Source organism: Desertihabitans aurantiacus (assembly GCF_003344635.1).
Classification (GTDB): domain Bacteria; phylum Actinomycetota; class Actinomycetes; order Propionibacteriales; family Propionibacteriaceae; genus Desertihabitans; species Desertihabitans aurantiacus.
This window is the reverse complement of sequence record NZ_QPKK01000139.1, coordinates 1-10,224: the sequence shown is the minus strand read 5'-3', so window position 1 is coordinate 10,224 and position 10,224 is coordinate 1. Positions and strand designations below refer to the sequence as shown.

The window sequence follows — 10,224 nt, the reverse complement described above, 5'->3', positions numbered from 1 at the left end:
GGCCCGCCAGCCGCAGGCCGCCGTGCTCGACCCGCTGATCAAGGTGATGCGCACCGCGCACCCCAAGGCCGACGTCGCCCTGATCGAGCGCGCCTACCGCACCGCCGAGCACTACCACCGCGGCCAGACCCGCAAGTCCGGGGACGCCTACATCACCCACCCGCTGGCGGTCACCACCATCCTCGCCGAGCTGGGCATGACCGAGCCGACCCTGGTCGCCGCGCTGCTGCACGACACGGTGGAGGACACCCCGTACACGCTGCAGCAGCTGACCCGCGACTTCGGCGGCGAGGTGGCCCAGCTGGTCGACGGCGTCACCAAGCTGGACAAGGTCAAGTACGGCGAGTCCGCGCAGGCCGAGACCATCCGCAAGATGATCGTGGCGATGAGCCGCGACATCCGGGTGCTCGTCATCAAGCTCGCCGACCGGCTGCACAACATGCGCACCCTGCACTACCTGCGCCACGACAAGCAGACCCGGATCGCCCGGGAGACGCTGGAGATCTTCGCCCCGCTGGCCCACCGCCTGGGCATGAACGCCATCAAGTGGGAGCTGGAGGACCTCGCGTTCTCGGTGCTGCACCCCAAGATCTACGACGAGATCGTGCACCTGGTGGCCGAGCGCGCCCCGCAGCGGGAGAAGGTGCTGCGCGAGATCACCGAGGTGATCCAGGCCGACCTCAAGACGGCTCGGATCAAGGCCACCGTGACCGGACGGCCGAAGCACTACTACTCGATCTACCAGAAGATGGTGGTCCGCGGTCGGGACTTCTCCGACATCTACGACCTGGTCGCGCTGCGCATCCTGGTCGACGACCCGCAGCAGTGCTATGCCGTGATGGGCATCCTGCACGCCCGCTGGCGTCCGCTGCCGGGACGGTTCAAGGACTACATCTCGATGCCGAAGTTCAACCTCTACCAGTCGCTGCACACCACGGTGATCGGTTCGCGGGGGGCGCCGGTCGAGCTGCAGATCCGCACCTGGGACATGCACCGCAAGGCCGAGTACGGCGTCGCGGCGCACTGGAAGTACAAGGCGGTCGGGTCGGGGCGCACCGACGTCCCGGACGACCTGCGCTGGGTGGCCAACCTCAGCGAGTGGCAGCGTGAGACCGCCGACCCCGGGGAGTTCCTGGAGTCGCTGCGGTTCCAGATCAACACCGGCGAGGTGTACGTCTTCACCCCCAAGGGCGACGCGCTGGCGCTGCCGCAGGGGTCCACCCCGGTCGACTTCGCCTACACCGTGCACACCGAGGTGGGACACCGCTGCGTGGGCGCGAAGGTCAACGGACGACTGGTGCCGCTGGAGTCGGTGCTGGGCAACGGCGACGTGGTGGACATCCAGACGTCCAAGGCCGAGAACGCCGGGCCGAGCCGCGACTGGCTGGAGTTCGTCAAGAGCCCCCGCGCGCGCAACAAGATCCGGCACTGGTTCACCAAGGAGCGCCGCGAGGAGGCGATCGAGGAGGGCAAGGAGCAGCTGGCCCGCCAGATGCGCCGCTCCGGGCTGCCGCTGCAGCGCCTGCTCACCCTCGACCGGCTGACCGCGGTCGCCGCCGACTTCAGGGTGCCCGACGTGACGGGTCTGTACGCCGCGGTGGGGGAGGGCCAGGTGGCCGCCCAGGCGGTGGTCAACCGGCTGATCGGCACCGAGGGCGGGCAGGAGCCCGCCCTGGACGAGACCCACGAGGACCGTCCGATCCGTCCCCGGCGGCGGGCCTCGGGCAGCGGTGACACCGGCATCGCGGTGCACGGCGACACCGACATGTGGGTCAAGCTGGCCAAGTGCTGCACCCCGGTGCCCGGCGACGAGATCATGGGTTTCATCACCCGCGGGTCCGGGGTGTCGGTGCACACCGTGAGCTGCACCAACGCCGAGAACCTGCGCCGCCACCCCGAGCGGCTGATCGAGGTCAGCTGGGCGCCGAACTCCTCCAGCTCGTTCCTGGTGGGCATCCAGGTCGAGGCGATCGACCGCAACGGGCTGCTGTCCGACATCACCCGCTCGATCTCCGACCAGCACGTCAGCATCCAGGCCGCCAACGTGGTGACCACCAAGGACCGGCTCTGCAAGATCCGGCTGACGTTCGAGACCGCCGACCCCAAGCACCTCGACCACCTGGTCAACGGCATCCGCCGGGTGCCCGGCGTCTACGACGTCTTCCGCGTCACCCAGTAGCGGGCGGGGAAGCGGAGCCCCGAACCCGTCCCCGACGGCAACCCTCCGACCAGCCGCGAGTGTGCCCATGCCGTCGCTCCGCGAGCCGGGTGGGCGACGGTCCGGCCACACTCGCCATCAACGACGCCCCGGGGGGAGGGGGAGATGACCTCGCTCTGCAGGGACCCGTCCCCACCACAGCGGACGACAGCACCGATCAGCCGCTGAAGTCCTGCACCGCCCGCTCGGCCTGCTCCAGCCACGTCCGGTACGTCTCCGCACCCGCACGCGCCTCCTGCGCGGCCTTGGTGTTGCCGCGGGCCTCGGCCTTCTCCGCCCGCTCCTCCAGGGTCGCGATCTGGGCACGCAGCTTGGCCGCGGTCTCCTCCGCCCGGGCGCGCGCCTCGGGGTCGGTGCGCCGCCAGTTCTCCTCCTCGGCCTCCCGGACGGCGTTCTCCAGGGCCCGCAGCCGCCCGTCCAGGGGGCGCATGGCGTCCCGCGGCACCTTGCCGATCTCGCTCCACCGCTCCAGCAGGGTCCGGTAGGCGGCGCGGGAGGCGTCCAGATCCTGCACGGGGACGACCTGCGGCTCGAACTCGGCCAGCAGCGCCTCCTTGGCCCGCTGGTTCTCGGCGAACTCGGCGTTCTCGGTCTCCTGCTGGGCCTGGCGGGCGCCGAAGAATCGGTCCTGCAGGCCGCGGAAACGGGACCACAGCTGGTCGTCGACCTCGCGCGGGGCCGGGCCGGCGGCCTTCCACCGCTGCATCAGGTCACGGAAGGCGGCGCTGGTCGGGCCCCAGTCGGTGGAGTCGGCCAGCGTCTCGGCCTCGGCGATGATCTTCTCCTTGGTCACCCTCGCGGCGTCGCGGCGCTGCGCCTGCTCGGCGAACTGCGCCTTGCGGCGCTTGGTGTAGGAGGTGCGGGCGGTGGAGAAGCGGTGCCACAGCGCCTCGTCGGTGGGCCGGTCGATGCGGGGCAGCGACTTCCACTGCTCCAGCAGGTCGCGGAACCGGTTGACCCCGCCGCGCCAGTCGTTGCCGGCGGCGATCCGCTCGGCCTCGGCGACCATCTCCTCCTTGGCCGCCCGGGTGCTGGCCGACTGCTCCGCGCGGGCCTGCTTGCGCTGCTCGGACTGCTGGGCGAGCACGGGACCGAGGCTGTCCAGCTGCGCCTCCAGGGCGGCCAGGTCGCCGACCGCGGAGGCATCCTTGAGCGTGCCGCGCACGGTGGCGACGGACTTGCGGGCCTCCTCGGGGGAGAGGTTCTGCTGCCGGACCCGCGCGACCAGGAGGTTGACCTCCAGCTCGAGGGCCTGGAAGCGCCGGACGTAGAAGGCGAGCGCCTCCTCGGGCGTCACGTCGGGCATCTGCCCGACCGCGCGCTCGCCCTCGGGCGTACGGACGTAGACCGTCATGTCCTCGGCCACACGGCCGAAGGACTCCGGACCTGCTGACTGCGTCATGGGGACCATCTTGCACCATGCCGGGCGGCCCACCCCGCGGTCGGCGTCGGTGAGGGCGGCTGTCCGCAGTCGGAACGGCACGCCGCCGACGACGCTCTCGGTAGGGTGCACCTGTGCTGATCGCCTCCTTCGCCGTCGGCCCGTGGCAGAGCAACTGCTACGTGGTCGCCCCCGAGCCCGGCGGGCCGTGCCTGGTGCTCGACCCCGGCCCGGGCGCCCTCGAGCTGGTGCGCCGGGTCGTCTCGGAGCAGCAGCTGACGGTGACCGGCGTGGTCGCCACCCACGGGCACCTCGACCACGTCCTCGACGCCGCCGCGCTGTGCCGCGAGACCGGCGCGCCCTGCTGGATCCACCCCGCCGACCGGCACCTGCTCACCGACCCGCTGGCCGGTATCGGTGCCGCCGCGGCGCCGCTGCTGCAGGGCCTGACCGGGGGAGAGCCGATGGTGGAGCCGCCGGAGGTGGTGGACCTGACCGGGGACCGGCTGGAGCTGGCCGGACTGGAGCTGTGGCTGCGCGAGGCGCCCGGCCACACCGCAGGCTGCGTGCTGCTCGGCGCCGACCACCCCGACGAGTCGGTCAGCGGGGTGCTCTTCTCCGGGGACGTGCTGTTCGCCGGGTCGGTGGGACGGGTCGACCTGCCCGGCTCCGACCCCGCGGCGATGCAGCACACGCTCAGCGAGGTGGTGCTCGGGCTGGACGACGGGCTGGCGGTGCTGCCCGGTCACGGCGAGCAGACCAGCATCGCCCGCGAGCGCGCCGGCAACCCGTTCCTGCGCCGTCCTGACGCCCTCGCCGGGTCGGCCACCGCTGCGGAGGTCGTCCGGTGAGCCGCGTCTCGGCCATGTCGGGCTATCCCGAGTTCCTGCCCGCGCAGCGGATGGTGGAGCAGCAGGTGCTCACCGTGCTGCGCGAGACCTTCGAGCTGCACGGCTACGCCCCGATCGAGACCCGCGCGGTGGAGCCGATGAGCCAGCTGGCCCGCAAGGGCGAGATCGACAAGGAGATCTACGTCGTCCGCCGGCTGCACGCCACCGACGACGAGACCGCCGAGCCGACCGACCAGCTCGGTCTGCACTACGACCTCACGGTGCCCTTCGCCCGCTACGTGCAGGAGTTCGGCGGTCGGCTCAGCTTTCCGTTCCGGCGCTACCAGGTGCAGAAGGTGTGGCGTGGCGAGCGTCCCCAGGAGGGGCGCTACCGCGAGTTCACCCAGGCCGACATCGACGTGGTGGGCTCCGGTGCGCTGGCCGACCACCACGACCTGGAGATCCCGCTGGTGGCGCTGGAGGCGTTCGAGCGGCTGCACCGCGAGCTCGACCTGCCGCCGGTGCGCATGCGGGTCAACAACCGCAAGCTGTCCGAGGGCTTCTACCGCGGGCTCGGGGTGGAGGACACCGCCGCGGTGCTGCAGCGCGTGGACAAGCTGGACAAGATCGGCCCGGCGAAGGTGCGCGAGCTGCTGGTGGCCGAGACCCCGCTGCGCCCCGAGCAGGCCGACGCCTGCCTGGCGCTGTCGACCATCCGCGGCGAGGACGCCGGCTTCGTCGAGGAGGTCCGTGCCCTCGGCGTGGAGCACCCGCTGCTGGAGGAGGGGCTCTCGCTGCTGTCGGCGCTGGTGGCGGCCGCGGCCGAGCGGGTGCCGGGACGGCTGCAGGCCGACCTCAGCATCGCCCGCGGCCTCGACTACTACACCGGGACGGTCTACGAGACCGAGCTGGTCGGCTTCGAGTCGCGCGGCTCGGTGGGCTCGGGCGGGCGCTACGACTCGCTCGCCAGCGACGGGCGGACCACCTACCCCGGTGTCGGGTTCTCCTTCGGCGTGACCCGGCTGCTGGCGCCGATGTTCACCCGCGGCGAGCTGACCGCCACCCGGAGCGTGCCGAGCGCGGTGCTGGTCGCGGTCGACGACGAGGGCACCCGGGGCACCGCCGAGCAGGTGGCGGCCGCGCTGCGCGCCGGCGGGACCAGCTGCGAGGTGGCTCCGAAGGCCGACCGCTTCGGCAAGCAGATCCGCTACGCCGAGCGCCGCGGCATCCCCTTCGTCTGGTTCGGCGGGCTGTACGGGGAGGTCAAGGACATCCGCAGCGGCGAGCAGGTCGCGGCCGAGGCCGGCACCTGGCAGCCGCCGGAGGACGACCGGCGTCCCCGCGTGGTCCGCGGCTGAGCTCCGCCAGGCGGCCGTGGACGACGAGGAGGTCCGGCAGGACCGGGTCGACCGTCCGGTCCTGCGCTTCGGAGGGGACCGTGCGTCGCCCGGTGCAGCCGTGGACGCCGGCCGTGCACGCGCTGCTGCTGCGCCAGCACCACGACGCCGTCCGCGACTGGCAGCCGGGCCGAGCCACCGGTGTGGGCGACGGGCCCGGCCGGTACCGGCGGACCGGGGGACCTGGTCTGCCACGGCGACTACGGCCCGTGGCTCGTCTGGGACGGGGTGCGCCCGGTCGGGCTGATCGACTGGGAGTACGCGCACGTGGGTCGCCCGCTGCTCGACGTCGCCCACGCGCTAGAGTACGTGGTCCCGTTCCGCGACGACGCGGAGTGCCTGCGCTGGCTGGGCCACCCCGCCCCGCCCGACCGCCTGTGTCGGCTCGGGCTCTGCGCGACGGCCTACGGGCTGACCTCGACCGACGTGCTGCGGGAGCAGATCAACTGGACCGAGCGGCACCGCCACCTGTTCGACTGAGCCGCCCGACCGCTCAGACCGGGGCGGTGACCGCGGTCCGGCGGCTGCGCCGGGCGCGGCGGCCGCGACCGACGAGGTCGACCATCAGCACCACCAGCGCGATCCAGACCAGCGCGAAGCCGATCCAACGCACCAGCGGCATCGCCTCGCCGAACACCCACACCCCGACGACGAACTGCAGCACCGGGGCCAGGTTCTGCACCAGCCCGACCAGCGACAGCGGGATCCGGCGGGCGCCCGCGCCGAAGCAGACCAGCGGGACGGTGGTGACCAGCCCGGCCGAGAGCAGCAGCCAGGTGTGCGCGGCGCCGTGGCCGAGGAAGGTGTTCTGGCTGCCCAGGACACCCAGCGTCACCGCCGCCACCGGCGTCAGCCAAGCGGTCTCCACCGTCAGCGAGGTGACGGCGTCGGTGCTCACCGTCTTCTTCACCAGGCCGTAGAGGCCGAACGAGCCGGCCAGGGCGAGGGAGAGCCACGGTGGCTGGCCGTAGCCGACCGCCAGCACCAGCACCGCCAGCACCGAGACGCCGACGGCCACCCAGCGGGCGGGCGTGAGCTTCTCCCGCAGCACCACCACCCCGAGCACCACGCTGACGATGGGGTTGATGAAGTAGCCGAGCGCCGCCTCCACCACGTGCCCGGAGTTCACCGCCAGCACGTAGACCACCCAGTTGATCGCGATCAGCACGCCGGCCGCACCGAGCAGCAGGACCGCCCGGCGGTCCAGCGAGCGGTAGGTCGCCAGGGCGCCCCGCCCGCCGCGGCGGCGTCGCAGCCAGCCGAGAACGGCGCCGAGCGCCACGCACACGACCAGGCTCCACAGCACCCGGTGCGCGACGATCTCCACCGGGGTGGCCGGCAGCAGCAGCGCGAAGTACAGCGGCATGGCGCCCCACAGCCCGAAGGCGGCCGTGGTGAACAGCAGCCCTCGGGTCTGCTCGTCGCGGGCGGGAGGGGTGTCGGTCACCGGATCATCCTGCTCCCGGCGGGCCGGGCCGGGGAAATCGTCCCGGACGCCGAACCAGGGCGGCGCGGCCCGCCCACGCCCCCCGCACACACCTTCGCCGAGCGGCACCCATCCTGCAGCGTGGGTGCCGTCCCGCGAAGGTGTGTGGCGGGGGACGCCGGGGAGGCGGAGCAGGCAGCCGGTATCGACGTGCCCCGACCGCGGTGGCTGGCTAGAGTGGATCCCGGAGCCGGGGGCGGCGTGACGACCCGCCCGCCGGGGCCTCGCGGCCCGGGCGACCCGGCACCCGCGCGTCCGGCGAGACCGACGAGAGGCCGGGATCCCCGGCGAAGGTGTGGTGGCACCGCGATCTGGCCCCCGCCCACACCTCCAGGGCTGCCCGTCCCGGGGCGGCCCCACCCTCCCGGGACCCGACCCGGAAGGACGACCATGATCCGTACGCACCGCGCCGGCACCCTGCGTTCCGAGCACGCCGGCCAGACCGTCACCCTCGCGGGCTGGGTGGCCCGACGCCGCGACCACGGCGGGGTGGCCTTCCTCGACCTGCGCGACGCCAGCGGCCTGGTCCAGGTGGTGGTCCGCGACGAGGTGCTGGAGGCCTCCGGCGCCCACGACCTGCGCAACGAGTACTGCGTCCGCGTCACCGGCGCCGTCGAGGCCCGGCCCGAGGGCAACGCCAACCCCGACCTGCCCACCGGCGAGATCGAGGTGGCGATCACCGAGCTGGAGGTGCTCAACCCCTCGGCGCCGCTGCCGTTCCAGATCGACGAGCGCACCGACGTCGGCGAGGAGGCCCGGCTCAAGCACCGCTACCTCGACCTGCGCCGGCCCGGCCCGGCCGCGGCGATCCGGCTGCGCTCGCAGGTCAACCAGGCCGCCCGCGCCGTCCTCGCCGAGCGGGACTTCGTCGAGGTCGAGACCCCGACGCTGACCCGCTCCACCCCCGAGGGTGCGCGCGACTTCCTGGTGCCGGCCCGGCTCGCCCCCGGCTCCTGGTACGCCCTCCCGCAGAGCCCCCAGCTGTTCAAGCAGCTGCTGATGGTGGCCGGGCTGGAGCGCTACTACCAGATCGCCCGCTGCTACCGCGACGAGGACTTCCGCGCCGACCGGCAGCCCGAGTTCACCCAGCTCGACATCGAGATGAGCTTCGTCGACCAGGACGACGTCATCGAGCTCGGCGAGGCGATCGCCAAGGCGCTGTGGCGGCTCATCGGCGTCGAGCTGGAGGGCCCCTTCCCGCGGATGAGCTACCGCGAGGCGATGGCCCGCTACGGCACCGACAAGCCCGACCTGCGCTTCGGGCTGGAGCTGACCGACTGCACCGAGTACTTCGCCGGCACCCCGTTCCGGGTCTTCCAGGCCCCCTACGTGGGCGCCGTCGTGATGCCCGGCGGGGCGTCCCAGCCCCGGCGCACCTTCGACGCCTGGCAGGAGTGGGCCAAGCAGCGCGGCGCCAGGGGACTGGCCTACGTCACGGTCGCCGAGGACGGCACCCTGGGTGGTCCGGTCGCCAAGAACATCAGCGAGACCGAGGCCGCCGGGCTGGCCGCCCACACCGGTGCCCAGCCCGGCGACTGCATCTTCTTCGGCGCCGGGGAGGCCAAGCAGGCCCGGGCACTGCTCGGGGCCGCCCGGCTCGAGGTCGGACGCCGCTGCGGGCTCCTCGACGAGGACGCCTGGTCGCTGCTGTGGGTGGTCGACGCGCCGCTGTTCGAGCCGGCCGCCGACGCCCGCGCCGCCGGTGACGTCGCCGTCGGCGCCGGGTCGTGGACGGCGGTGCACCACGCCTTCACCTCCCCGCGCCCGGAGTACCTCGACAGCTTCGACACCGAGCCCGGCGAGGCGCTGGCCTACGCCTACGACCTGGTCTGCAACGGCAACGAGATCGGCGGCGGGTCGATCCGTATCCACCGCCGCGACATCCAGGAGCGGGTGTTCGCGGTGATGGGGCTCAGCCAGGAGGAGGCGCAGGAGAAGTTCGGCTTCCTGCTCGACGCCTTCGCCTACGGTGCCCCGCCGCACGGCGGCATCGCCTTCGGCTGGGACCGGATCGTGGCGCTGCTCGCGGGGGCGGACTCCATCCGCGAGGTCATCGCCTTCCCGAAGTCCGGTGGCGGGTACGACCCGCTCACCGCGGCCCCGGCGCCGATCACCCCCCAGCAGCGCAAGGAGGCCGGTGTGGACGCCCGCCCGGTCGCTCCCGGCGGTCAGCCGGCGCGATCGGACGCATGACCGGGCTGTTCTGGCTGCTGGCCGCCCTGCTCCTCGGCTGGGTGGCCATCGGCCGCACCCGGGCCGAGCCGCGCCGGCTCGGCAACGCGTTCTGGCTGCTCGCGGCGCTGCTGCTGGCGCTGAACGCGCTGGTCGCCATCGGTCTGCCCGGTGGCGGGCTGCTGGTGCTGGCCGGGGGAGGGCTGCTGCTGTTCTCCCCGCTGCTGGTGCTGGCGCTGGTGGTGCTGCTGCTGGCCAACGGGGTGGTGATGGTGCGCCGGGAGGGCCGCTCGCTGGGCAACCTGCTCTCCCTGCTCGGCGGGCTGGCGCTGCTCGGCCTGGCGCTGACCCCGCTGCTGGTGCTCGGCACCGGGCTGCACCCGGTCGTGCTCGCGGTGGTCCTCTTCGTCGACCTGGCGGCGGCCTACCTGGGGTTCGTGCTGCTGGCCTTCCTCGGCTACGGCCGGCTCTACCCGCGGCTGGTGCGCGGCTGGCCGGCGTCCTGGGTGGTGGTCCTCGGCTCGGGCCTGGCCGGCGGGGAGCGGGTGCCCCCGCTGCTGGCCGGCCGGGTCCGCGCCGGGATCGCCGAGGCCCGGGCCCGGCGGGTGCCGGTGCTGGTGCTGTCGGGTGGCCGTGGCTCGGACGAGCAGCGGTCGGAGGCCGATGCGATGGCGGAGTGGGCCCGCACCGAGGGCGGGCTGGTCGAGGGCGACGGCGGACCGCGGCTGCTGCTGGAGGAG

8 protein-coding genes are annotated in these 10,224 nt (G+C 73.3%); 6 read left to right on the top strand and 2 right to left on the bottom strand.

Going from position 1 to position 10,224, the window contains the following annotated elements; translation table 11 throughout:
• Positions 1–2,179 (top strand): RelA/SpoT family protein (locus DVA66_RS12010; protein ID WP_408608909.1); only part of this gene is annotated, 2,179 nt, incomplete at its 5' end.
• A 196-nt stretch (positions 2,180–2,375) separates the two neighbouring features.
• Here the strand turns inward: DVA66_RS12010 and DVA66_RS12005 are convergent.
• Complete coding sequence (locus tag DVA66_RS12005) at positions 2,376–3,620, bottom strand: DUF349 domain-containing protein (RefSeq protein WP_114560304.1); 1,245 nt, start codon at positions 3,618–3,620, stop codon at positions 2,376–2,378.
• Between the two features lie 113 nt (positions 3,621–3,733).
• Between DVA66_RS12005 and DVA66_RS12000 the strand changes: the two genes are divergently transcribed.
• The 3 genes from DVA66_RS12000 to DVA66_RS21285 all read left to right on the top strand — a co-directional run bounded on the left by DVA66_RS12000 (position 3,734) and on the right by DVA66_RS21285 (position 6,306).
• A complete protein-coding gene (locus DVA66_RS12000) occupies positions 3,734–4,450 on the top strand; it encodes an MBL fold metallo-hydrolase (RefSeq protein ID WP_114560301.1) in 717 nt (238 codons plus the stop codon).
• Entirely contained in the window at positions 4,447–5,787 is a 1,341-nt protein-coding gene (gene hisS, locus DVA66_RS11995) for a histidine--tRNA ligase (protein WP_114560300.1), read from the top strand. The genes DVA66_RS12000 and hisS overlap by 4 nt, the downstream gene beginning before the upstream one ends.
• A 180-nt stretch (positions 5,788–5,967) precedes the next feature.
• Complete coding sequence (locus DVA66_RS21285; RefSeq protein WP_198671697.1) at positions 5,968–6,306, top strand: phosphotransferase; 339 nt, start codon at positions 5,968–5,970, stop codon at positions 6,304–6,306.
• Between the two features lie 13 nt (positions 6,307–6,319).
• Here DVA66_RS21285 and rarD read toward each other — a convergent pair whose 3' ends face one another.
• Complete coding sequence (rarD, locus tag DVA66_RS11985; protein WP_232821926.1) at positions 6,320–7,273, bottom strand: EamA family transporter RarD; 954 nt, start codon at positions 7,271–7,273, stop codon at positions 6,320–6,322.
• Between the two features lie 429 nt (positions 7,274–7,702).
• Here rarD and aspS point away from each other — a divergent pair, with 429 nt between their 5' ends.
• Positions 7,703–9,505, top strand: coding sequence for an aspartate--tRNA ligase (aspS, locus tag DVA66_RS11980; RefSeq protein WP_114560299.1), 1,803 nt, complete (start codon positions 7,703–7,705; stop codon positions 9,503–9,505).
• A partial coding sequence (locus DVA66_RS11975) for a YdcF family protein (protein WP_198671696.1) occupies positions 9,502–10,224 on the top strand: 723 nt, incomplete at its 3' end. The genes aspS and DVA66_RS11975, both read left to right, overlap by 4 nt.

Excerpts from the sequence above, each read along its gene's own strand:
- aspS (WP_114560299.1), top strand. The coding sequence starts at position 7,703 with ATGATCCGTACGCACCGCGCCGGCACCCTGCGTTCCGAGCACGCCGGC.
- DVA66_RS12005 (WP_114560304.1), bottom strand. The coding sequence starts at position 3,620 with ATGACGCAGTCAGCAGGTCCGGAGTCCTTCGGCCGTGTGGCCGAGGAC.